This is a genomic window from Shewanella maritima (assembly GCF_004295345.1).
In the GTDB taxonomy this organism is placed as follows: domain Bacteria; phylum Pseudomonadota; class Gammaproteobacteria; order Enterobacterales; family Shewanellaceae; genus Shewanella; species Shewanella maritima.
The window spans coordinates 605,820-629,858 of the sequence record NZ_CP036200.1 but is presented as its reverse complement, the minus strand read 5'-3'; the positions used below and the strand labels follow the sequence as shown (position 1 = coordinate 629,858).

At 44.8% G+C, this 24,039-nt stretch carries 16 protein-coding genes; 15 read left to right on the top strand and 1 reads right to left on the bottom strand.

Annotated elements, in window-relative coordinates; translation table 11 throughout:
• The first annotated feature begins 30 nt into the window (after nucleotides 1-30).
• The 11 genes from EXU30_RS02705 (at nucleotide 31) to galU (ending at nucleotide 13,932) form a co-directional block, all read left to right on the top strand.
• A complete protein-coding gene (locus EXU30_RS02705; protein ID WP_130597695.1) occupies nucleotides 31-189 on the top strand; it encodes a periplasmic nitrate reductase, NapE protein in 159 nt (52 codons plus the stop codon).
• Nucleotides 190-232: 43 nt separating this feature from the next.
• A complete protein-coding gene (locus EXU30_RS02700) occupies nucleotides 233-490 on the top strand; it encodes a chaperone NapD (RefSeq protein WP_130597694.1) in 258 nt (85 codons plus the stop codon).
• A 2-nt stretch (nucleotides 491-492) separates the two neighbouring features.
• Nucleotides 493-2,982, top strand: a complete 2,490-nt coding sequence (gene napA, locus EXU30_RS02695) for a nitrate reductase catalytic subunit NapA (protein WP_130603201.1) — start codon at nucleotides 493-495, stop codon at nucleotides 2,980-2,982.
• An 11-nt stretch (nucleotides 2,983-2,993) separates the two neighbouring features.
• The gene (locus tag EXU30_RS02690; RefSeq protein ID WP_130597693.1) at nucleotides 2,994-3,452 is read left to right on the top strand and encodes a nitrate reductase cytochrome c-type subunit; all 459 of its coding nucleotides are present in this window, start codon (nucleotides 2,994-2,996) and stop codon (nucleotides 3,450-3,452) included.
• 8 nt (nucleotides 3,453-3,460) lie between these two features.
• On the top strand, nucleotides 3,461-4,060 hold the full coding sequence (locus tag EXU30_RS02685) for a cytochrome c3 family protein (RefSeq protein ID WP_130597692.1): 600 nt from the start codon (nucleotides 3,461-3,463) through the stop codon (nucleotides 4,058-4,060).
• A 374-nt stretch (nucleotides 4,061-4,434) separates the two neighbouring features.
• Nucleotides 4,435-6,123, top strand: coding sequence for an ABC transporter substrate-binding protein (locus tag EXU30_RS02680; protein ID WP_130603199.1), 1,689 nt, complete (start codon nucleotides 4,435-4,437; stop codon nucleotides 6,121-6,123).
• Entirely contained in the window at nucleotides 6,110-6,889 is a 780-nt protein-coding gene (locus tag EXU30_RS02675) for a substrate-binding periplasmic protein (protein ID WP_165398951.1), read from the top strand. The genes EXU30_RS02680 and EXU30_RS02675 overlap by 14 nt, the downstream gene beginning before the upstream one ends.
• 78 nt (nucleotides 6,890-6,967) lie before the next feature.
• Entirely contained in the window at nucleotides 6,968-9,301 is a 2,334-nt protein-coding gene (locus EXU30_RS02670) for a penicillin acylase family protein (protein ID WP_242620299.1), read from the top strand.
• A gap of 438 nt (nucleotides 9,302-9,739) precedes the next feature.
• Nucleotides 9,740-10,990, top strand: a complete 1,251-nt coding sequence (megL, locus tag EXU30_RS02665) for a methionine gamma-lyase (RefSeq protein WP_130597690.1) — start codon at nucleotides 9,740-9,742, stop codon at nucleotides 10,988-10,990.
• Between the two features lie 339 nt (nucleotides 10,991-11,329).
• Complete coding sequence (locus EXU30_RS02660; protein WP_130597689.1) at nucleotides 11,330-12,628, top strand: lipase family alpha/beta hydrolase; 1,299 nt, start codon at nucleotides 11,330-11,332, stop codon at nucleotides 12,626-12,628.
• A 416-nt stretch (nucleotides 12,629-13,044) separates the two neighbouring features.
• Nucleotides 13,045-13,932, top strand: coding sequence for a UTP--glucose-1-phosphate uridylyltransferase GalU (gene galU / locus EXU30_RS02655; RefSeq protein ID WP_130597688.1), 888 nt, complete (start codon nucleotides 13,045-13,047; stop codon nucleotides 13,930-13,932).
• A gap of 136 nt (nucleotides 13,933-14,068) precedes the next feature.
• Here the strand turns inward: galU and mnmC1 are convergent, their stop codons facing one another.
• Complete coding sequence (gene mnmC1, locus EXU30_RS02650) at nucleotides 14,069-16,219, bottom strand: FAD-dependent 5-carboxymethylaminomethyl-2-thiouridine(34) oxidoreductase MnmC1 (protein ID WP_130597687.1); 2,151 nt, start codon at nucleotides 16,217-16,219, stop codon at nucleotides 14,069-14,071.
• Between the two features lie 131 nt (nucleotides 16,220-16,350).
• Between mnmC1 and fabB the strand changes: the two genes are divergently transcribed.
• The 4 genes from fabB (at nucleotide 16,351) to EXU30_RS02630 (ending at nucleotide 23,975) form a co-directional block, all read left to right on the top strand.
• The gene (fabB, locus tag EXU30_RS02645) at nucleotides 16,351-17,562 is read left to right on the top strand and encodes a beta-ketoacyl-ACP synthase I (protein ID WP_130597686.1); all 1,212 of its coding nucleotides are present in this window, start codon (nucleotides 16,351-16,353) and stop codon (nucleotides 17,560-17,562) included.
• A gap of 188 nt (nucleotides 17,563-17,750) precedes the next feature.
• Entirely contained in the window at nucleotides 17,751-18,905 is a 1,155-nt protein-coding gene (locus tag EXU30_RS02640; RefSeq protein WP_130597685.1) for a 4-phosphoerythronate dehydrogenase, read from the top strand.
• Between the two features lie 129 nt (nucleotides 18,906-19,034).
• Nucleotides 19,035-20,051 carry an aspartate-semialdehyde dehydrogenase gene (locus tag EXU30_RS02635; protein ID WP_130597684.1) on the top strand — a complete coding sequence of 339 codons (1,017 nt, stop codon included), beginning with the start codon at nucleotides 19,035-19,037 and terminating at the stop codon, nucleotides 20,049-20,051.
• 228 nt (nucleotides 20,052-20,279) lie between these two features.
• A complete protein-coding gene (locus tag EXU30_RS02630; protein ID WP_130597683.1) occupies nucleotides 20,280-23,975 on the top strand; it encodes a FimV/HubP family polar landmark protein in 3,696 nt (1,231 codons plus the stop codon).
• Nucleotides 23,976-24,039: the final 64 nt, after the last annotated feature.

Sequence of the window (24,039 nt, the reverse complement as noted above, 5' to 3'; positions counted from 1 at the left end):
ATCATTAAAAAAATCGCTCTTGGAGGGTCCATGAGTACCGAAAAAGAAAATGAGAAAAAGCTCGAGTTTCGAATTTTTATCTTCTTAACCGTGTTTTTAGCTCCGATTTTATCAGCCTTACTTGTAAGCGCTTTGGGATTTAGCATTTGGTTTAGTCAAATTCTGACTGGCCCACCAGGTGCGGGATAATCCAACAACAATAACAACGAACAAAACTATTGGATGTAATTTGATGAGCAATGAACTTCACGTAACCAGCCTTATTGTACAAGTACAACCAGACATGATGGCTGAAGTTAGACAGCAAATTATGGCTATCGAGAATGCTGAGTTATCAGCAAATAACGAAGTCAAATTAGTCGTTGTTGTCGAGGGACCAAGCCAAAAATCGCTAATGGATGATATCTCAACAATTAATGCGATTCCTGGCGTGTTGTCGGCCACCATGGTTTATCACCAAAGTGAAGCACTTGAAGAGGGTGAGTTATGAAAATGAATAGACGCGACTTTATGAAAGCCAACGCAGCAATGGCGGCGGCGAGTGTTGCGGGACTGGCATTGCCAGCGCAAGCCAGCAATTTAATCACAAGCTCAGAGCAAACTAAGCTTGAATGGAACAAAGCGCCATGCCGTTTTTGTGGTACAGGCTGTTCAGTTATTGTCGCAACTCGTGACGGCAAGGTTGTCGCGACGCACGGCGACGCGAAGAGTGAAGTAAACAAAGGCCTTAACTGTATTAAAGGCTACTTCCTGTCAAAGATTATGTACGGCCGTGACCGTATCCAAACCCCAATGCTGCGTATGACAAATGGTAAGTACGACAAGCATGGTGAATTTACCCCAATCAGCTGGGATCAAGCGTTTGATACCATGGCTGAGAAGTGGAAAGCCACTATTAAGAAAAAAGGCCCAACAGCGATTGGTATGTTCGGTTCTGGTCAGTGGACTGTATGGGAAGGTTACGCTGCTTCTAAATTAATGAAAGCAGGTTTTGGTTCAAACAACATTGACCCTAATGCGCGTCACTGTATGGCATCAGCTGTGGGTGGCTTTATGCGTACCTTTGGTATTGATGAACCAATGGGCTGTTACGATGACATGGAAGCTGCCGATGCATTCGTGCTTTGGGGCTCAAACATGGCGGAGATGCATCCAATCTTATGGACACGCGTGACTGACCGTCGTTTGTCAGCGCCTCATGTTAAAGTTGCGGTACTGTCGACCTTTGAGCATCGTTCATTCGACCTTGCTGACATTCCAATGGTGTTCACACCGCAAACCGACCTCGCCATCCTTAACTTCATTGCCAATTACATTATTCAAAATGACAAAGTGAACAAAGACTTTGTTGGCAAGCACGTTAATTTCCGTAAAGGTCAAACTGACATTGGTTACGGGTTGCGCCCAACTCACCCACTAGAAAAGAAAGCCAAAAACGTGGCTACAGCGGGTAGTTCAACACCAATTGATTTTGAACAGTTTAAGAAGTTTGTTGCCGATTATGATGTTGAGTCAGTTAGCAAACTGTCAGGTGTTCCTGAAGATAAGCTAATTGCACTTGCAGAGCTTTATGCTGATCCAAATCGTAAGGTAACTTCATTTTGGACCATGGGTTTTAACCAGCACACCCGTGGTGTTTGGTGTAACAACCTGATTTATAACATTCACTTGTTAACCGGTAAGATTTCTACTCCTGGTAACAGTCCATTCTCGTTAACTGGTCAGCCGTCAGCTTGTGGTACTGCACGTGAAGTAGGTACTTTCTCGCATCGTCTACCGGCCGATATGGTGGTTGCTAATCCTAAGCACCGTGCGAAAGCAGAGAAAATCTGGAAAATTCCAGCCGGTATTATTCCACCAAAACCTGGTTATCATGCTGTTGAGCAAAACCGTCGCTTAAAAGACGGGGATTTGAACTGTTACTGGGTTCAAGTGAACAACAATATGCAAGCTGCGCCTAACATGAATGAAGAAGGTTTACCGGGCTACCGTAACCCTGAAAACTTCATTGTGGTATCCGATGCTTACCCAACGGTTACGACTCAGGCGGCTGATTTGATTTTACCTGCTGCAATGTGGGTTGAGAAAGAAGGTGCATATGGTAACGCTGAGCGCCGTACTCAATTCTGGCATCAGCTAGTTAAAGCGCCAGGTGAATCTCGCTCAGATCTTTGGCAGCTAATGGAGTTCTCTAAGCGTTTCACCACAGATGAAGTTTGGCCGAAAGAGGTGTTAGCCGCTAACCCTCAATATAAAGGCAAAACCTTATTTGAGGTCCTTTATGAGAATGGTCAGGTTAACCAATTCCCGCTTTCTGATGCAGATCCTAAGTATCTTAATGATGAAAGTAACGACTATGGTTTTTACGTGCAGAAAGGTTTGTTTGAAGAATATGCAACCTTTGGTCGTGGTAAGGCTCACGATTTAGCACCATTTGATGTTTACCATAAAGAGCACGGTCTACGTTGGCCAGTTGTTGACGGTCAAGAAACTCGTTGGCGCTTCCGTGAGGGGGCTGACCCTTATGTAGGTAAAGGTAAAGGCTTTGAGTTCTACGGTAAGCCTGATGGACGTGCAGTTATCTTTGCATTGCCATATGAGCCAGCGGCAGAAGAGCCAGACAATGAGTACGATTTATGGCTATCTACCGGACGTGTACTTGAGCATTGGCATTCAGGTTCAATGACTCAGCGAGTACCTGAGCTATATCGCGCCTTCCCTGATGCCGTGTGCTTTATGCATCCAGATGACGCTAAGAAGCGTGGCCTACGCAGAGGTGATGAAGTTCGCGTAGTATCTCGCCGCGGTGAAATCAACACCCGTATTGAAACCCGTGGTCGTAATAAGCCGCCTAAAGGTTTGGTATTTGTACCTTGGTTTGATGCGAGTCAGTTAATTAACAAGGTGACCTTGGATGCAACGGATCCATTGTCGAAAGAGACTGACTTCAAGAAGTGTGCGATTAAAGTGCTGAAAGCCTAAGGAGAGATATCATGAAACTAGCTAAATATTTATCTGTTATCGCTCTTGCAGGCTTGTCGCTAACGGTTGTGGCGCAAAGCGTACCGGACGAAAAAGTGGCGACACTGCGTCAAGTCGCGCTAGATAAAGAAGTCACACCGCCAGCGATGCAAAAGGTGATTAATACCGATGAGAAACAAGTGCGTAATTACCCGATGCAGCCACCAGTGATCCCGCACAAGATCGATGGTTACCAGATTGACCTAAAAGTGAATAAGTGTATGCAGTGTCATGCGCGCACCAGCACAGGTCACTCACAAGCGCCTATGGTCAGTGTGACTCACTATATGGATCGCGATAATAACTTCCTCGCGACGTTATCACCGCGCCGTTACTATTGTACCCAGTGTCACGTACCTCAGTTAGATGCTAAGTTGTTGGTTGAAAATGACTTTGTAGATGTACATGAGCTAATGAAGCAAAAGCAGTAGGGGTCACTATGATTTCGAATTTAATTGCTAAGATAAAGCTGATTTGGAGCGTACTAAACCGCCCAAGTGTGCACTACAGTTTAGGTTTTTTAACTTTAGGTGGTTTCGTGGCAGGTATTATCTTCTGGGGTGGTTTTAACACCGCCTTAGAAGTGACTAACGAGGAGCAATTCTGTATCGGCTGTCATGAAATGGAAAACAACGTTTATGAAGAACTCAAAACGACTATCCATTTTACTAACCGAAGCGGTGTGCGCGCGACATGTCCTGATTGTCACGTGCCACATAACTGGACAGATAAAATCGCTCGAAAAATGAAGGCTTCAAAAGAAGTTTGGGGCAAAATTTTCGGTACGATTAACACTCGTGAAAAGTTTGAAGCCAAACGCCGTGAGTTAGCCGAACATGAGTGGGAAAGGTTAAAAGCCAATGACTCGCTAGAGTGCCGTAACTGTCATAACTTCGATTACATGGACTTTACTCGCCAGTCTAAGCGCGCAGCTGCTATGCACTCAACTTCGCTAGCAAGCGGTGAGAAAACCTGTATTGATTGCCATAAAGGTATTGCTCATCAATTACCTGACATGGCAGGTGTAGAAGGTTTCTAACCAAACGCCAGTTACTACCGGTACCGGTACTTGTTAAATATACGATGAAGCCTGCTGATGCAGGCTTCTTTTTTGTTCGGGCGCATCACCCTTTAGCTTAACTATTCTAATTCCTGTATCGGTCTAAGGCTGCAACCTACGCCAAATTTACCTACCAAATGAACGTTATTTGCTAAAAATGATTTGTATTTTCTTGCGAAAATAACCCAAAAAAGGCTGCCATCTCATTGTTTTATCAACTAAGATAAATTTAATAATAAGTATCCAAGGACGTGAGTTTGCTGCTGAGTGCGCACAAAAAGAAAGTAGTTTTTGCTTTGTTGGAGTATATAACTAAAAAATACTCTCAAGGTGGCGTTTTTTGCTGTGCGTTGATGCTATGCCTATTGCAGTGTTTTGTTTCAATTGCCGCACAAGCAGCGAGTGAAAAAGCAGACTTCTGGATTGATAATGAATTTACCCCTTCTACGCTTACAAAAGCAGAGCAGCGCCAAGAGCTAGCTTGGTTTACCGAGCAGGCAAAGCCGTACCAGGGTATGACTATTCGCGTTGTGTCTGAGAAAATCAATACCCATCAATACGAATCGAAAGTGCTCGCTAAAGCCTTTTATGAATTGACAGGCATTCATGTTATTCACGAGCTAACGGGTGAAGATGATGTCATTAAGAAGTTGTCCGCGCAGATAATTACTAACGAGAATTTGTATGACGCCTACATTAATGACAGTGATTTAATTGGTACTCATTTTCGTAATCAGGCGGTAACTCCTATTTCGCAAATTATGAGCGAGCACGGTAAGCAAGCAACGCTGCCAACACTCGACCTTGATGATTTTATTGGTATTAAGTTTACGACAGGGCCAGATGGCGTACTTTATCAGCTGCCGGACCAACAATTTGCCAACCTATACTGGTATCGCAGTGATTGGTTTGAACGAGCAGATTTTCAATCGCGTTTTCAACAGTTGTATGGCTATCCTCTGGGTGTGCCGCAAAATTGGCAAGCGTATGAGGATATTGCCGAGTTTTTCAGTGACAAGGTACGCACTATAGATGGCCAGAGAGTATATGGCCATATGGATTACGGCAAAACAGATCCATCCCTTGGTTGGCGTATGTCAGATGCCTGGCTATCGATGGCTGGGGTAGGTGATAAAGGTTTACCAAACGGGTTGCCTGTCGATGAATGGGGGATACGCGTAGAAGATTGCAGGCCTGTGGGGGCATCGGTTGAGCGTGGCGGCGCAATTAACTCGCCAGCGGCCATTTACGCCATTGATAAGTATGTTGATTGGCTAACACGATTTGCACCGCCAGAAGCAAAACAACTGACATTTTCACAAGCTGGAGATTGGCCTGCAAAAGGAGTAATTGCTCAGCAAATCTTTTGGTACACCGCCTTTGTTGACGACCTACTGCAACCAGGGCTACCAATTGTTAATGCTGATGGCACACCGAAATGGCGGGTAGCACCTTCGCCACTTGGACGTTACTGGCAGAGGGGAATGAAGTCAGGTTATCAAGATGCCGGGGCATGGACATTTTTAAGTAGTACCCCAAAGCAGCGTCAGGTTGCCGCTTGGCTCTATGCCCAGTTTGTGGTTTCAAAAACCGTCTCACTTAAGAAAACCTTAGTGGGCTACACCCCAATTCGTTTGTCAGATATTGAGTCCGATGCTATGACACAGCGAGCACCATACCTTGGAGGGTTAGTTGAGTTTTATCGTAGCCAGGCGCGTAATGTGTGGACGCCAACCGGCACCAATGTGCCTGACTACCCTGGAATGGCGAGTATGTGGTGGCAAAACATCAGCAGCATAATTGAGGGTGAGTATTCTGTAAAACAGGGAATGGATAAGTTTGCTCAGCAATTGGACGCTCATTTATTGATGCTTGAGCAAAAAGCCAAGCAAGATAGCGGTGCCTTGTGTGCGCCGATACTAAACCCAAAACAAAATCCTTCACATTGGCTCGCTCAGCCTGGCTCACCGAAGGCTGAAATTAAATCAAAATCTAAAGGCAAAACCTTACCTTATGAGGAGGCGATTCGTGTTTGGCAATAAATCGCTTCATCAACTTGTTTTCATCGCTTTATTGACCTTAATTATGGGGAAATCAAGCATTGCAGACACCAGTAAACCTCTCACCGTGGTGACTTTTCAGCAAGCGCCTTTCGCCGTAGAGGGTGATATAAAAGACTCAGGACTCATTGTTGAAGTATTAGACGAGTTATTTCGCCGCGCTGGTATTGAATACCATATGGTGTTTTATCCGCTTAAGCGCGGCATGGCGATGAGTGAGAACCTAGACAATCACTGTGTGTTACCCATTGAACGCAGTCAGGATAGAGAAACCAATTACCGTTGGGTTGGCCCGGTGCTTATTTCTCGCTACGGACTGTTTAGTTCTGATAGTACATCGAAACCCTTGATCACCCTCGATGATGCCAGTAAATATTCTATTGGTAGCTTTTTAGGTAGTGGTGTGGGGGAGTACCTTGAAGGTATGGGGTATAACGTTGAATTCACCAGTAATGCATCATTAAACCTGAAAAAGGTGCAGCGCAATCGTATCGATTTATGGGCGTCTGAGCTTGTTAGTGCCAATTGGATCATGCAACAAAATAAAGTCGACTTAGGTGAGCCTGAGCTAGTCTTTTTTACTTCACTGCGAGCCATGGCATGTAACAAAAACCTTGATAACAGTCGGTATAACGCTATGCAGTCATCATTAGAAGATATGTATAAAGATGGCTTTATGCATAGAGTCGCCACCAAGTACGGTGCTCGTTTGCTTACGGCGCAATACGGAGTAGGTGCTTCCTTCTAATCGCCACACTAAATTAGCGGTTTAACACTTTGCTAACAAACGATATGATGCATGCACAATATTCAAGGTGTATGCATTATGGCAAACAAAATAATAACCATAACTAAATTTGCTCTCTCATCGGTAATTGGACTAGCCCTGCTTGTCATCGTTGCTTTACTCGCCGCGCTTTATCTAAGTTTGCCCAAACTGTCTGACTCCATTAGCGCTGAATCTGTCGCCAACAAGGTAACCATTAATCGAGACAATATCGGTACAGCCATTATTTCTGCTATATCGCGAGCAGATGCAGCGTATGGTTTGGGTTATGCCCACGGGCAAGACCGGTTCTTTCAAATGGATTTACTGCGCCGTAATGCTGCTGGTGAGCTGTCGCAGATCTTTGGTGATAAAGCACTAAAACTGGACAAGAAGCGCCGCTTTCATCAATTTCGCAAACGTGCCCTGGCCATTGTTGAATCCTTACCGGTAGAAGATAAGACGTTATTAGATAGTTATAGCAAGGGGGTTAATGCGGCGCTTGCTAAGCAAAGTGTACATTCATTCGAGTATTTGCTTACCAACACGCGTCCAGCGCCTTGGCAAGCGGAAGATAGCTTGTTGGTTATTTTTAGTATGTACCTTGATTTGCAATCAAACACCGTTACCCGTGATTTAACGCTGACCCAAATTCAGCAGCAGTTTGGCTACGAGATGGTTGAGTTTTTAATCCAGCCCAGTCCTTATCAGGCAGCTTTAGATGGTAGTGAGCTTGCATTAAAGGCACTGCCGATACCTAGTTTAAAACATAATGATATTACTTCGGCACAGGTATCTAAAATAGAATCTGTCGAACTTGTTGGTAGCAATAACTGGGCGGTATCTGGCGCTTTGACTGAATCCGGCCATGGCATGGTTTCAGATGATATGCATTTATCCTTCGCAGTGCCGATTATCTGGTATCGCGCTCAGCTTAACTATGTGGCTGACAGTGATATTTTTAGTGCTGATAAAGCGAACAAGCCGGTTCAAGTGACTGGCGTCAGTTTACCTGGTGCTCCAGCGATTGTTGTTGGCACCAATAACAGTGTCGCCTGGGGCTTTACCAATGCATACATTGATACTGCTGATTGGGTCAAACTTAATGGCGAGCCAACCTATACGGTAGAAGAAATCATCACCAGCAAAGATGGTGAGCATATCTATCAATTAGAAATGTCAGATTATGGGCCCGTAAAGACGATAGGTGATGATAAATACGCACTTAGCTGGGTTGCTCATCAAGCATATGCCGTTGATATGGGGTTGATAGCTTTGGAGCAGGTCAGTGATGTGACCGAGCTTAGTGAGGCCGTAGTTGATTTTGGCATGCCTGTGCAAAACATTGTTGCGGCTGATAAATATGGCTCGATTGCCTGGAAGTTATCTGGCGCGATACCAAGCAGAATGCAACCTGCTGATACTGCAATTAATGCTGACAAGTTTAATGCCGATGCATGGCTGACAGATGAAACCAATATACCAGAGCAAATTAATCCAGCGATTAACCGGATTTGGACGGCAAATTCTCGAGTGGTTAGCGCCACTGAGCATCAAAGAATGGGTGATGGCGGTTATGCGTTAGGGGCGAGAGCGAGCCAAATTCGAGATGGTATGTTTGCTAAAAAGCGTTTTGATGAGCAAGACTTCTATCAATTACAGCTTGATAACCAAGCGCAGTTTTTAACTCCATGGCATAGATATCTAGTCACTCACCTAGAGCAAGACTCACAAACCTTTATTAAAGATCTTAAACAGTTAAGAGAGTGGCAAGGCTGCGCCTGTAAAGAGTCGGTTGGTTACACCCTTGTGAAGTATTTCAGGCAAGAGATGATAGACAGAGTATTTGCTCCGGTGGAAACCAAGTTACAAAAACATGGCTTGAGCCTGTCAGTGGTTAAGCGTTATTTAGAGCCTGCAATTTGGCAACTTATTCGTCAGGAAAGTGATGATTGGTTACCTGCTGGTATGGCAAGTTGGGAGCAATTAACCGTAGAAGCCTATCAAGATGCGCGCAATAAACTACTGGCGAAATACAGTGATGGTCAGCAGCTGACTGACCTTGCCTGGGGTAAGGTTAACGCCCTTAAGGTGCAGCACCCATTTTCTAAGCAAGTACCAATATTGAGTAAGTGGCTTGATATGCCAACCCACGCTGGTTTTGGTGACACCTTTATGCCTTCAGTTCAAGGGGCGAGTTTTGGTGCGTCGCAGCGTTTTATTGTTCAGCCAGGATTTGAGGAAAATGGCATACTCACTGTACCAGGTGGGCAGTCAGGTCACCCTATGTCAGATTATTATCGCAGTGGTTTTAACGATTATGTTAATCAGCGTCACACGCCATTAATGCCGGGTGCGATTGTTCACAGCATTGATATTTCACCAAAACCTTAATTCAACTCTATCAAGCTAGGCGCAACATAGGCAGTTGTGCCTGAGTTGCGCTTGATTCGATAAAGTACCGTTCGATAAAGCCCCCTATGGTGTCATGTGCACCTGTTATCATTGTGTTATTTCAATTGTTCATACCACCTAATAAATGTTGAGTGGATTCCTGTAGGGTTACTTTTTAGCACCATATGTTTTTCTAGTTAATTGGTGGCTGCTTTTTGAGCAGTTATGTTTTCTTCGTTTGTAAATCCAATTTAGCGAAATCCTCTACTCGTCTAGGTTCTAGCTTTGCCTGTAACAATGCTGTTACAACTTTGGCGGTTAAAACTTTAATGGCAAATATTGGCAACCATCTTCTTGCTTGTATCTTGAAAACGTCCCTAATTGATTAGAGCTGTGCGTTATGGACGTTGCCAAAATAATAAAAAGCAAGGAGAACACATGGCGGATCACAAGCAAGCGTCACAATCGATACATTCGCAAGAGCAAACAGCAAAAGGGTTTAATCAGGGGCACGACTGGCATGATGCGACTCAGGCAATTCATGCAGGGCATCAAGCTAATCAGCATGGTGCACTTGTTAGCCCATTACATCAAAGCGCAACGTTTGTATTTGATAACGCCGAGCAGGGTGGCGCTCGCTTTGCAGGTGATGAGCAAGGTTATATTTATACTCGTCTTGGTAACCCGACAACAGCTGAGCTTGAACGTAAACTCGCCAACTTAGAAGGAGCCGATGATGCGGCGGCCACAGCATCAGGTATGGCGGCAGTATCGAGCGCACTGCTTACGCATCTAGGCGCAGGGGATCACCTTGTCGCATCTAACGCGGTTTATGGTTGTAGCTTTGCTTTGATGACTACTCAGCTTAAACGCTTAGGCATTGAATGCAGCGTGGTCGACTTTGATGATTTAGAGGCAATTGAGCGAGCAATTTTACCAAACACTAAGGTGATTTTTTGCGAAACGCCGGTCAATCCGCATCTTAATGTGTTCGATATTAGCGCCATAGTCGATATTGCTAAGCGTCATAATTTAGTGTCAATTGTTGATAACACCTTTATGACGCCGCTACTGCAAAAACCGTTAGTGTTAGGTGTTGATATGGTTATTCATAGTGCGACTAAATACCTTAACGGTCATGGCGATGTCATTGCTGGCATAGTGTGTGGTCAAGCAGAGCACATGCACCGACTAAAATATGAAGTGTTAAAAGACTTTGGTGGTGTGTTGTCGCCGCATGATGCCTGGCTTATTTTACGCGGGATGAAAACCCTTGATGTGCGCTTGCAGCGCCATTGCGATAATGCGCAGGTGTTGGCTGAACACTTACAAAACCATGCAAGAGTAAAGCAGGTTTATTACCCGGGGCTTGCAAGCCATCAAGGTCACAAATACCTAGGCAGTCAGATGCGCCGCGCAGGGGGAGTATTGGCGTTTGAGCTCTTAGGTTCAATGAGTGATGCCATTAAGTTTGTAAATAACTTAAAGCTCATCACCATCGCAGTTAGCCTCGGCGATGCAGAAACCCTTATTCAACACCCTGCCTCGATGACTCATTCGCCGTACACGCCAGAGCAACGTGCAGAGGCGGGCATTAGTGATACCTTGCTGCGGATCTCTGCAGGGCTTGAGGATGTAACTGATGTTATTGCTGATATCGAGCAAGCGCTTTCTACAATCTCGTCTTAATATCTGCATTTAAACCATTACGGACAAGAGTAACGGCGAAGCTGTTCTAGCAAATCTTAGTAACGCCTCGCCAACTAAATTTTACTTAATTAAGCGTTACAGTCGATAAGATGGGCAGTCTAAATGGCCGTAGATGAGCAGCAAATGATGGCATTTTTTATTTTGAAACCATTAATAATGACTCGGTGATTGGTATGAGGAACAATTACTTGCGTTTTTTAGCATGCTGTAAAACACTATTATAAACAGCCTGCATTATCAAAGAGCACAGTGACATTGAGACTTTTATCCCTTGGCCTAAAACGTTGTCTCGCATTTAGTTCGAGTCTGGGACAGTATTTGAGCATAACTAAATCAGGCTACCCTTCATCTCAACTTTACGGTCTGAAGTTATTGGTATTGTTGTCTGTTGCCATGGTGTTGTCAGGCTGCCAAATTCAAAAGCTTAAGTCTGATCTTGAGGTTGCCAAACAAGAGTACGGCGTACTCACCATCGAAACACTACCAACCACTATTCTTACAGATAACAAAAAGCGTGTTTATGTTGCTGTATACCGAGGTAACGGTGATAGCAGAGAGATGGTGAACTTTCGCACCACAGCTGCCGGGCAAAGGCAGTATATGATAATGCCAATGGGACAGTACGAGTTGCTGGCATTTGTCGATAGTAATGACGACTTAATTTATCAGCCGGGAGAACCAATATTTTGGCAAAAGACTATTGCTCCAATTGCGCTTTCCTCATTAGACGAACAAGACTCTAGCTTGCAAGAATTGGATGCGCTTAAGCTGCAACTTGAGCCAAACCTGACTTTTAAGCAAAACCTTGACGTCAGTATGTTTGGGCTTAAACGGCAACTTGCTCAAGCAAAGGATAAGTTCTTACATCAAGTTGATTGGCAGGATCCGAGGTTTTCACAGCAAGTTGCACAACTTGGCATGTGGCAACCGGTTGCGTTTAGTGAGCAATTCGGTTTTGGGCTTTATACGCTAGATAAATTTGAGCCAAATAAACCAAGCGTGGTATTTGTGCACGGTATTAGTGGCTCACCCGCCCAATTTGAGCAGATTGCAGAGCACTTGGCTAAAGATGTGCAAGTGCTACTGTTTCAGTATCCAAGTGCTTATCCGCTGGATTATAGCGCGTATATTTTGCAAGTTGCTTTGGAAGAGGTGGTGAACCTATATCAACCATCGTCACTAGCTGTTGTTGCTCATAGTATGGGCGGGCTAGTGGCTAGAGGTGCATTAGTGGCAAGTGATAACCTTAACAGCCATTCAATAAAGTTTATCACTATGGCGACGCCATGGAGCGGACATTTTGCCGCAAGCTACGGTGTCGCTTACTCACCTGTTGTCGCGCCAGTTTGGCGCAGCATGGTGCCGGAGAGTCAGTATCTTAAGCAGATTTTTGCGACTGAATTATCTACTTATCATCAGCACTATCTGTTATTCGCCTATGCCAAAAGTCGCGGCGGTGAGGGTAGTGCCAATGATGGCTCAGTGTCACTGAAGTCACAACTTAATGAGCAAGCACAGCGAGAGGCGCGAAAAGTGATAGGGGTTAGTGACGATCACACTGGCGTCCTTACCAACTCGCTGGTTTATCAATATATCAATCAGTGGTTATTTGACTAGGGCCTGTTGATCTTTGCTGATTAGAATTCGTTCGAATTAAAAGCACTTTAATCGAGGCGTGAGCGATGACGTCTAGTCACCTACACAAATTCGCTCACAACAAACTTAACTCTTTGCTAAGAGCGTAAGTGCTTTTAAACGAACCTTTCAGGCAGCGCTTGTTGTCATTTCTACTGCGTTAACGACTTATCATGTGGAACAACCACACATCAAAGTCGTTGTCTTGTATAAATTTCCAACAGGCAGCTGCAAAAATAATCTTGAAAGATCAACAGGCCCTATTAATCCAAATAACTAGGTAAAATGTACGCGTTTACGTGAATAATTTGCAGGAAAGTGCCAACAAAATAAGTATTTTCATCATCTTGTGCTAAGCTCCCAGAAACAGTTGATTTGCAAACGAATAAGGATAATCAATGAAAGTCGTCATCCCTGTCGCTGGACTCGGCACACGTATGCTGCCAGCAACCAAGGCTATTCCAAAAGAGATGTTGCCGTTAGTTGATAAGCCGCTAATTCAATATATTGTAGATGAGTGTGTGAGTGCAGGGTGTATGGAAATTGTACTGGTTACCCACGCCAGTAAAAATGCCATTGAAAACCACTTTGATAAATCCTATGAGTTAGAGTCAACCCTTGAACAGCGTGTAAAACGTCAGTTGTTACATGAGGTGCAGTCTATTTGCCCTCGTAATGTAACCATCATGCATGTGCGCCAAGGTGAGGCTAAAGGGTTAGGGCATGCAGTTTTGTGTGCTAAACCTTGTATTGGTAATGAGCCATTTGCGGTGGTGCTGCCTGATGTGATCCTTGATAGTTATAGTGCCGATCAGCGCACTGAAAACCTTGCTTCTATGATCAGTCGATATAAAGAATCGAATGCGAGCCAGATAATGGTATCGCCAGTGGATGACAACGAAGTCGACAAATATGGTATCGCAGATTGCTTCGGTGAGCAGTTGCTGCCAGGTCATTCAACCAAGATTGCTAAGATGGTAGAAAAGCCAGCTGTGGGCTCTGCGCCTTCAAATCTCGCAGTGGTTGGGCGTTACGTACTGTCTGAAAAAATATGGGACTTACTTGCTAAAACGCCACCGGGCGCGGGGAATGAAGTGCAGCTTACCGATGCCATTGATATGTTGATTGAGTCTGAAGAAGTTGAAGCATTCAATATGACGGGCAAATCCCATGATTGTGGTGACAAACTAGGTTACATGAAGGCTTTTGTTGAATACGGATTACATGACCCGAAAATGGGTGACGCATTCAAAAAAGAGCTTAAGAAACTATTAGCCCAAAACTAGAACTAGCGCAAAACTGGAACTAGCGCAAAACTGGAACTAGCGCAAAACTAGAACTCGTTAATCAGCACTCATATACAGATGAAAACCGCGAGAGTTAAGCTCACGCGGTTTTTCGTTTTTCGACGAGCTATTGATGTTAGATAGCTTTACCTTTTAATAGCTTGCGCATCCACATTCTATTAGGGTTTAGCAAAGTTTGTGTGGTTAGGTTTAAAGGAGCAGTTTCGCCAGTAAGGTTAGCGGCTAGGGTTTCTGCAACCAATGGCGCGGTGCTGATCCCACGAGAGCCAAAACCACCAAGAAGGTATAATCCATTTAACAATGGCGCTGGTGTGTTTCGCCAATATTCTGGTGTTTGTTGCCATTGCTTCAATTGCATTTGAGCTTGATAGCGCGATTTAATTTCCTCGAAATCCGCAGCGCAACCCATCACCGGGAAGTGATCTCGACTTACCATACGCACGCCAACGCGTGCTTGGTTATCACTGGTATCAATGTCTTTTGTCCAATTACAGCTCGGATAGCTCTGGCGCATCTTCTCCTGATTTTGCAGCTGCTCTGTTATGGAAAATTTACAGTTTTCGGGGTTTTTAATATAACTTGCACCGACACAATGTTTGCCATTGTTAGCTGGTGTGAGGTAACCATTGGCGCAGATAACGCTTGATAATTTGCTGAGTTCTCCTTTTGAAGCAACATGGCTAACTTGACCACGAAATGGCGTAAGCGCAACTTCGGATGATTGTGAAAACTGTGTCAGCTTCGCGCCAGTAGCGATGACTATGTGATCGTGCAAGTAGCTTTCACTCGTAGAAGCGGAAGTTAACAGCCAGCTTTCAGTAGCAGTGTTTGGCTTTTCAATAGTGCTAATTTCAGTATTTAAAACCAAATCTACTTCAGCGTGTTTCTGCGCTTCTCTAATCGCAGCTTCAGCTAACTCATAAGGACACACCCATCCGCCCAAAGGATAATAAAAGCCGCTTTTATCGAGTTCTACTCCTGCGATTTCACTTGCTTTTTCAGCGCTTACTGCTTGAGCAATTTGTTCAGGCCAAGCTTGTCCATCAATAATTTTCTGTAATCGACTAATTGATTTGTCGTCATAGCCTGTATGGATAACGCCGCAAAACTCGTGGCTAATATTATGCCCATTACTCACAAGGTGTTTGATTTGCTGACAGCTATACAGGTATGCCTGCTGAAAAAACTGGCTTAGTGGACCATTATCTGGGGTGAGCAGGGGGTAGATTGCGCCTTGCTTGTTGCCAGATGCGCCTTGTGCAATAGCCTCGTCTTTACAATAGATGGTGGAGCTAATGCCTCTTTTGGCCAGAGATAGCGCTAGAAAGGCACTGGCGAGCCCGCCACCTATAATTGCGATTGCTCTGCTTGTGTTTGCGCTATAGGTAATCGCTTTGGGCAAGGGGTTATAGGCAAACTGATTGCTTTGCTGGCTACGCAGTACTTGTCGCTGCTCGAGTTCGAACTGTCGATTGAGCCTCGATGCTGAAGTTGTTTGTGTGTCATCGGTTAAGGTGTTGACTAACTGGAAACCTGTCGAGCGACAAATGCTAGCAAGGTGCGCTATTTGAGTCGTGATGTCACTGTTACTTAATTCATTTGTACCGAATTTTTCCTTTCCTAGCCCACTCTTTCCTAGCCCACTCTTTCCTAGCCCACTCTTTCCTAGCTCATTCTTTCCTAGCTCATTCTTTTCTAGCTCATTATTTCCTAGCTCATTTTTTCCAAGCAGGGCTACTTGAGCTTCATCGCGGCTTAACCGCCCCAATTGCCAAAAATTTGCTGGGTTGAAATAGTGATCCCAATTGTCATTAAATAACGTATCAGCACAGGCAATCACCAAATCAAAGGCTTGCTCAGTGTTAGCTTGAAGTTTGAGGTAGTTAGTCAATTCGGGTTGAGGTTCAAGCTGTTGATGTACATCAATGGTTAATTTGTAATCGCTGGTTTCAATTCGTTGGCAGCCATTAATATTGGTTACATCTAACTGCTGTAAGCTCTCGCTTAGCTGCAAGTTATCGCTGGTGAGGCTATATATGCTGATATGCACGCGCTTGTTATGCTGTTGATTACTAAGCGGCTGGTTGTTGTGTGACTGTTTACCCATTGCTGTAGGTAACAGCTTGAGTAGCAGTGCTAAAGCATCGCCAGGGAAATGAGTGATAACAGCCAGATTAACTTGAGTTGAGCAATCGCTTACCAGCAGGCGCGAGATGCACTGCTGCACAGAATGATAAACACTTGAAATAGGTGGAACTTGGGGCAAAATATTTTACTCACTGCACATTAGTTGGCATTATTTTACCCGTGTTTATGGAAAGCTGACCACTTAATTGCATTAAAGCAGATATGATTGCCGCAATTAAGTACCAATACGTACCAAATGGATAGATAAAAATGAAAAGAGTCGTGATCACCGGTTTAGGTGTGGTTTCAAGCATCGGCAATAACAAAAATGAAGTGATTGAGTCACTCAAGGCCGGTAAAAGTGGTATTACCCGTTCTGAACAGTTTGAAGAAATGAAACTGCGCAGCCACGTTTGGGGTGATATTAAGATTGATCCAGCTGAGCACATTGACCGCAAAGCACTGCGCTTTATGGGTGATGCAGCAGCATACGCTCACATCGCAATGCAACAAGCGATTGAAGATGCCAACCTGACTGAAGAGCAATACTCACACCACCGTGTAGGTTTGATTGTTGGCTCAGGCGGTGCATCATCATCTAATCAGGTTCAAGCGGCTGACACATTACGCTCACGCGGTGTTAAGCGCGTAGGTCCATACATTGTCCCTCGCATCATGGCTTCAACCACAAGCGCATGTTTGGCGACACCATTTAAAATCAAAGGTATGAACTACTCAATTAGTTCTGCATGTGCAACGTCTGCGCATTGTATTGGTCATGCAGTTGAGCTTATTCAAATGGGTAAGCAAGACATGGTGTTTGCTGGTGGCGCAGAAGAGCTAGATTGGACCCTAACCATGGGCTTCGATGCGATGGGCGCACTATCAACCAAATACAATGACACGCCAGAAAAAGCCTCTCGTACTTATGATGCTGACCGTGACGGTTTCGTTATCTCTGGTGGTGGCGGTATTCTAGTGGTTGAAGAACTAGAACACGCACTAGCTCGTGGCGCGAAAATCTACGCTGAAATCGTAGGTTACGGTGCATCATCAGACGGTTACGACATGGTCGCACCATCAGGTGAAGGTGCTGTACGTTGTATGCAAATGGCACTTGAAGGTGTTGATACGCCAATTGACTATATCAATACCCATGGTACTTCAACGCCTGTAGGCGACGTACGTGAGCTAGAAGCATTAACTGAAGTGTTTAAAGACAAGGTTCCAGCAGTAGGTTCAACTAAGTCTATGACTGGTCACGCGCTAGGTGCTGCTGGCGTACATGAAGCGATTTACAGCTTACTTATGCTAGAAAACAGCTTTATTGCACCAAGCATTAACGTTGACACCCTTGATGAGAAAGCTGAAGGTATTCCAGTTGTAACTGAAATGCGTGAAGCTGAGCTAAATACCGTTATGAGTAACAGCTTTGGCTTTGGTGGCACTAACGCTACCCTAGTAATGCGCAAATACAAGTAACGCGTAAACACAAATAAAGCTCAAATAGCCTTATTGACTAATCGATATTTTAAACCGAGTGTTCGTTGTGGACACTCGGTTTTTTTATTACCTGAAATCTACAGGTCTATCACTACTGAATTTCCCCGCTGTTGTCGGTAGAATATGCCAATAATGTCAATCTAATCACTAAACCCAAACCTCGCCCTATGAAAATCATTGCTGATGAGAACATGCCCTATGTTGTTGAACTATTTAACGAGTTCGGTGACATCGAATTTGTTGACGGTCGCCATTTAACCCCAGAGCAAGCACAAGATGCTGATGTACTGCTGGTTCGCTCCATCACTAAGGTCAATGCTGCGCTGCTTGAGCAAAACCAGCAGCTCAAGTTTGTTGGCAGTGCCACTATCGGTACTGACCATGTCGATATTGATTATTTAGACTCAAGAAATATCCCGTTTTCGAATGCGCCAGGCTGTAATGCCACCGCCGTAGGCGAATATGCTTTTATCGCTATGTTAGAGCTAGCGACAAGATGTGGTGAAAGCTTAAAAGATAAAGTGGTTGGTATTGTTGGTGCAGGTAACACAGGTAGCGCTACAGCAAAGTGCCTTGAAGCTTATGGCGTCAAGGTCATGTTGTGCGACCCAATTAAACAACAAGAGGGTGATGAGCGCGCGTTTTACTCATTGGAGCAGGTGCTGGCTGAAGCTGATGTGATAAGCCTGCATGTGCCAATAACGAAAGATGGTGAGCATAAAACCTGGTTTTTATTTGATGAAGCAAGGCTGGCAGCATTAAAGCCTAACACCTGGCTGCTCAATTGCTGCCGCGGTGAGGTAATTGATAATAACGCATTGATTAAGGTTGGGCAGCAACGAAGCGATTTAAAATTAGTACTTGATGTCTGGCAAGGTGAGCCAAACCCTATCACTGAGCTGGTGCCTTTGGTGGATATTGCCACGCCGCACATTGCTGGTTATAGCCTGGAAGGTAAGGCAAAGGGCACCTTTATGTTGTATGAAAAGCTGTGCCAGTTAACCAATACCAAGGTGACAAAAACCGTTAGTGATTTATTGCCACCATTTCATATCAGTGAATTTAGTTTATCAGTCAACGCTGATTTGCTTGATGGTGCTAACCAAGCAAAACTTCTGGGGCTTGCGCGCATGGCTTATGATGTGCGCGATGATGACGTCAAATTCCGTCAACGGTTTGCGCAGCTAAATGGTTTCGATCAAATGCGTAAGCAGCATAAGCATCGCCGTGAATTTAGTGCATTGACGCTTAACTTTGTTCAAGCACAATTATCTAATGAGCCTATGCTGGCTGCTGAACAACTCGGGTTTAAGGTGACATAAGTGCTATTTTTAAGCGCTTGAGAAAAAATCACTTTCCAAATGGTGTTTTTAGCCGATTAACGCTAGCTAAGGCGCGCTATTCTGGGTTAGATTGGTTTACTAGTTTGCTGTAAGGAGTCGAAGTCGAAAATGTCGCAAGAATTTAATGTTGTTGTCCTAGGGGCAACAGGCGCTGTGGGCCAAACCATGATCGAAATATTGGAAGAGCGTGATTTTCCAATTGCCAACCTTTATCCGTTAGCAAGTAGCCGCAGTGCCGGTAAAACCGTTAACTTTAAGGGTACCGAAGTTGAAATTCTTGACGTAGAGACCTTTGACTGGACACAGGCGCAAATAGGCTTCTTCTCAGCTGGTGGCGATGTATCGGCTAAATGGGCGCCAATTGCCGGCGAGGCGGGCTGTGTGGTGATTGATAACACCTCACACTTCCGTTACGACATTGACGTGCCATTAGTGGTGCCAGAAGTGAACCCAGAAGCGATTGCTGATTTCCGTAACCGCAATATTATCGCCAATCCTAACTGCTCAACCATTCAAATGTTGGTTGCGTTAAAGCCAATTTACGATGCTTTTGGTATCGCACGTATTAACGTATCAACCTATCAATCGGTTTCTGGTTCTGGTCAACAAGCGATTGAAGAGCTGGCGACGCAAACCACCAAGCTGCTGCAAGGTTTGCCTGCTGAGCCATCTGTTTATCCTAAGCAAATTGCTTTTAACGTGTTGCCACAAATCGATAAGTTTATGGATAACGGCTACACCAAAGAAGAAATGAAAATGGTGTGGGAAACGCAAAAAATCTTTGCTGACGACAGCATCATGGTAAACCCAACAGCAGTGCGCGTTCCTGCATTTTATGGCCACTCAGAAGCAGTACACATTGAGATGCATCAACCGGCAGAAGCTGATGATGTAAAAGCGGTACTGAGTCAGGCTGAAGGTGTTGTGTTGTTTGAGTCTGATGAAGAATACCCAACCGTTGTGACTGATGCTGCAGGGCAAGATCCTGTGTATGTGGGTCGCGTGCGCAAAGATATTTCGCACCCACACGGTATAAATTTATGGGTAACGGCCGATAACATTCGTAAGGGTGCAGCTTTAAACAGTGTCCAAATCGCTGAAATCTTAATTAGAGACTATTACTAAACCGAACTCGATGCCTTATATCTCGTTGTTAGTAATGTGATTTTAGTGCGATTTAGTTTAAAAAGCCTGCAGACTGCAGGCTTTTTTGATTTTAGCTTTTGTCATTGCTAGCGAGCCATTGTAATCTGGTTTATAGTCGTAAAGTTAATGTTTTAGGCACATTAACGATAACTAATTATAAAAATGAAAACGCTAAGTTAAGACAGGCGTTACTTAGGGAAGAATTGGATGACTTTTCGTACTTCAAACGTTGCTAAGCTTTTAGCGATTGCGAGTTTAGGTTTATCGGCAACCACTATAGCCTTGCCCACGCATGCTGATTCACTCAAAATCACCGGCCCTAATGGTGAAGTGAAGCAAGCTGAGGTACGTCAATACGGCCCAACCACTTCATCAGATACCTTCTGGAGTATCGCGCAAAAAGTTCGTCCTAATCCAAATATCAGTGTTTATCAGGTTATGTCAGCCCTGTTTGACGCTAACCCGCACGCATTTAGTGGCAACAACTACAATACCCTCGAAAAAGACATGGTATTGATGATCCCGTCAGCCGATGTGATGGCGGCAATTCCAAAAGCTCAAGCTAAACGCCGAGCGGAATTAGAAGATCAACGCGCTGCGCAAATTCGTCAAACATCACAAGCTCAAACCACAGCAAACCAAGCGACGGCAAGCCAGACTAGTGTAAACCAAACTAATGTTAACCAACCTAGTGCTCAGCAAAATGCCTCCTCTCAAGCTAGCCAGTCCCAGCCAAATAAACCTAGATCGAGTGCCAAACCATTACAGATCGTCAATCAACCTGCAGAAGCCGCGCCAGTTGTTGAGTCTCAAGTTGCTGCGAATGACGAGCTAGCAAGAGTTAACAGCGAGCTAGATGCTGAGCACAGCAAGAACTTGATGCTGACTGATGAGTTAGCGCGAGCGCAAGACCAATTAATGGTGGCGCAAAACGATAATCTGGCATTAAAGAACCGCATTGACGAAATGTCGTCATCAATTGGCGCTCTAGAAGAGCAGCTACAAATTCTGCGTGAGAAGCATCAAGCGCTAACCGTTGAGCATGATGCGTTACTTGAGTCCACAAAAGAGCCTGAAGTAGTACAAGAGCCGCCTAGTACCTGGCGCAAACTAATGGACAATATGTGGCTGCTTGTTTTACTCGCTGCACTGCCACTTGTACTTATCTTTGGTCTGGTTTTCTGGTTGCTTAACCGTAAGAAAAAACAGCAAGAACAAGCTGAGCAAGCTCAAGAAACTGAGCATGTCGACACAGTAGCTGACGAAACAACTTTGGCTGAAGTTTCACCAGAAGAAGATGATTTATCTGAGCTAGCGATTCACCTTGATGACGATGAAGAAGAAAGCATCGATGATTTGCTTGATCTAGACAATGTTGAAATGCAGCCCGAGGCTGACCTTGGTGCAGAAGCAGACATTGTTTTAGAAGAGCAATCCGAGGTAGAGCAAGTAGACGAAGATGATACCACCTCGCTTGATGATCTGTGGGCGGAAGCCATGGAAGAGCAAGATCAAGAGTTAGGCCCACTAGAAGATGATGAAGCATCAGCAGATGATGTCGACAATCTCGATAATCTGCTCGATGGTTTAGAAGATACTCAAGAAAGTGAGTTGCCTCCAGAGTCTGAAGAAGACATGGAAGATTTACTCGCTGAATTTGACCTACCCGAACAAGAGTTAGAAGCAGAACCAGTAAAGGGCGATGACAGTGCTAATGTTGACAACGAAACAGCGCAAGATGACATCGACAGCCTGTTAGCTGATCTCGACGTTCCTGAAACCGACGAAGCTCCTGAACAAACAAGTGCTGAAGCAACAAGCGCTGAAGCTGAAGAGCCAGAAGATTTAAACGTTGAAGACGTTGATGCTTTGCTTGCTGAATTAGATATGCCTGCAGAGCCAGAGCCAGAGCCAGAGCCAGAGCCAGAGCCAGAGCCAGAGCCAGAGCCAGAGCCAGTAGATGATATTGATCAATTGTTGGAGTCGGTTGAACAAGAAGCTGAACAACAAGACGTGCAACAAGATGAAGCACCTGTAGCCGATGATGACGTCGACTCGTTACTTGCAAGCTTGCAAGATGATGTTCAAGAGCCTTTAGCTGATCAAGAGCCTGCTGCGGGAGAGGAGCCTTCAGCCGAGCAACAGCCTTCAGCTGAACAAGACCTTGAAGAAGAGTTGCCATCAACTGAAGAAATTGACACTGATGAGTTGCTCGAATCCAATGAGGCTGACCTAGGCGAGGAGCTTGAGCAAGAGCTAGAACAAGCAGCAGAGTTAGAGACTGAACTTGACAGCATTGGTGCAGATCAAGAGCAAATTGAAGATGTCGATGCGCTATTAGCTGAGCTTGAAGCTCCTGTAGCACCTGAAACCAGCGACACGCCAGTGTTAGATGAAGCCATTGCCAAAGAGCTAGACGCTGAGCTTGAAGAGCTGAATGAGCAAGAAAATGTTGCCGATGATGATATCGATGCACTGCTCGCCAACCTTGATGCTGACTCTACTGAGAGCACAAATTCAGCAAGTGATGCAGATGAGTTAGCCGCAGAACTTGGACTCGATGAAGAGCTGCATGACGATAGCGAACATCAAGAAGCCACCGACGAAGAGCTTGATGCCATGCTTGCCGATCTTGCTGGTACGGGAGCTGATGCAGCTATTGACCAGGCCGATGCAGTAAGTGGAGAGCCAAGCCAACTTGCATCTAATGATGACCTGTTAGCACCACAGTCGGCAGAAAACGAGCAAGAGCTTGACCATACTAGTGACGAGCTAGATGAGATGCTGGCTTCACTTGCCGAGCAAGAAGCTCAAACTGACGAAGTACAAGATGAAGCGCAGCAAGATTTAGATTCATTACTGGGCAGCTTATCAAACGAAGCCGATGCGGCTGAGCAAACCAGTGCATTGAATGATCAAGATGATGCCCGAGCGCAGGAGCTTGATAATCTGCTAGCTGGCTTTGACACTGACCAGTTAGATAGCGAACAGCCTGATTCTGATGCTGTTGAGGCTGATGCTGTTGAGACTAAAAGTGATGAACTGTCACTCACCTTAGGTGAGTCAACTCAAAACCTGCCAGAAATTGAATCTGAGCCAGAAGCGAGCGCAGATCTACCTGTTAATGATGATGCCGCCGCGCAAGAGTTAGAAGCGCTGCTTGCCAATATGGGCAATGATGAAGTTGAAGATGTTGCAGATGCTGCTGCCGAAAGGCCAGTACAGAAAGACTCTGGCTTCTTCGATGACCTAAAAGCTGGCGATAAAGCTGATGCTAATGCCATTGATTGGGAAACCGATTTGTTCAATCAGGCGCAAATGGACTCATTAACGAGTGAGGCTGCTGACAAAGCGCCATTAGATGAGAAACCGTTAGATAAAAAGCCAGATCCTGCTGATGAGCAAAGCCTTGATTACACAGACGATGACTTGCTAGCAGCATTTTCTGAGTCATTGTCTGATGACGAGCGAGACACATTAAGCTCAGAAGATGAGTTCTTTATTCAAGACGACAAGCTAACTGTTGATGAAGCGTTGGCAGCATTGGATGAACCTAAAGCATCTGACGCTATCGCAAACGACGACCTGACTAGTTTTGAGCGCGAAAATGACTTTATCGATATTGATAAATTATTAAGTGATGCGGATGAAGAAACAGAGCAAGTTGACCAATACAAAGACGTTGATGTGGATGTGGGTGAGGTTGATTCACTCATTGGCAATGCCGAAATGGTCGATGTCGATGATGAAGAAAACTCGGTAAACGCCAAGTTAGATCTCGCTAGAGCCTACATTGAGATTGAAGATAAAGACAGTGCTATTGCGCTGCTTAAAGAAGTGCAAATTGATGGCAATCAACGTCAGCAAGATGAAGCGACTAACTTAATCTCAACGATTGAATAAAAGTTACCCAGCTAAAGATACGATAAACGGCGCAATACAAAGCGCCGTTTTTTTTGTGTTAAAC

Bases quoted from the DNA above. Each gene is read 5' to 3' on its own strand.
- EXU30_RS02705 (WP_130597695.1), top strand. From the start codon at position 31: ATGAGTACCGAAAAAGAAAATGAGAAAAAGCTCGAGTTTCGAATTTTT.
- EXU30_RS02700 (WP_130597694.1), top strand. From the start codon at position 233: ATGAGCAATGAACTTCACGTAACCAGCCTTATTGTACAAGTACAACCA.
- napA (WP_130603201.1), top strand. From the start codon at position 493: ATGAATAGACGCGACTTTATGAAAGCCAACGCAGCAATGGCGGCGGCG.
- EXU30_RS02690 (WP_130597693.1), top strand. From the start codon at position 2,994: ATGAAACTAGCTAAATATTTATCTGTTATCGCTCTTGCAGGCTTGTCG.
- EXU30_RS02685 (WP_130597692.1), top strand. From the start codon at position 3,461: ATGATTTCGAATTTAATTGCTAAGATAAAGCTGATTTGGAGCGTACTA.
- EXU30_RS02680 (WP_130603199.1), top strand. From the start codon at position 4,435: ATGCTATGCCTATTGCAGTGTTTTGTTTCAATTGCCGCACAAGCAGCG.
- EXU30_RS02670 (WP_242620299.1), top strand. From the start codon at position 6,968: ATGGCAAACAAAATAATAACCATAACTAAATTTGCTCTCTCATCGGTA.
- megL (WP_130597690.1), top strand. From the start codon at position 9,740: ATGGCGGATCACAAGCAAGCGTCACAATCGATACATTCGCAAGAGCAA.
- galU (WP_130597688.1), top strand. From the start codon at position 13,045: ATGAAAGTCGTCATCCCTGTCGCTGGACTCGGCACACGTATGCTGCCA.
- fabB (WP_130597686.1), top strand. From the start codon at position 16,351: ATGAAAAGAGTCGTGATCACCGGTTTAGGTGTGGTTTCAAGCATCGGC.
- EXU30_RS02640 (WP_130597685.1), top strand. From the start codon at position 17,751: ATGAAAATCATTGCTGATGAGAACATGCCCTATGTTGTTGAACTATTT.
- EXU30_RS02635 (WP_130597684.1), top strand. From the start codon at position 19,035: ATGTCGCAAGAATTTAATGTTGTTGTCCTAGGGGCAACAGGCGCTGTG.
- EXU30_RS02630 (WP_130597683.1), top strand. From the start codon at position 20,280: ATGACTTTTCGTACTTCAAACGTTGCTAAGCTTTTAGCGATTGCGAGT.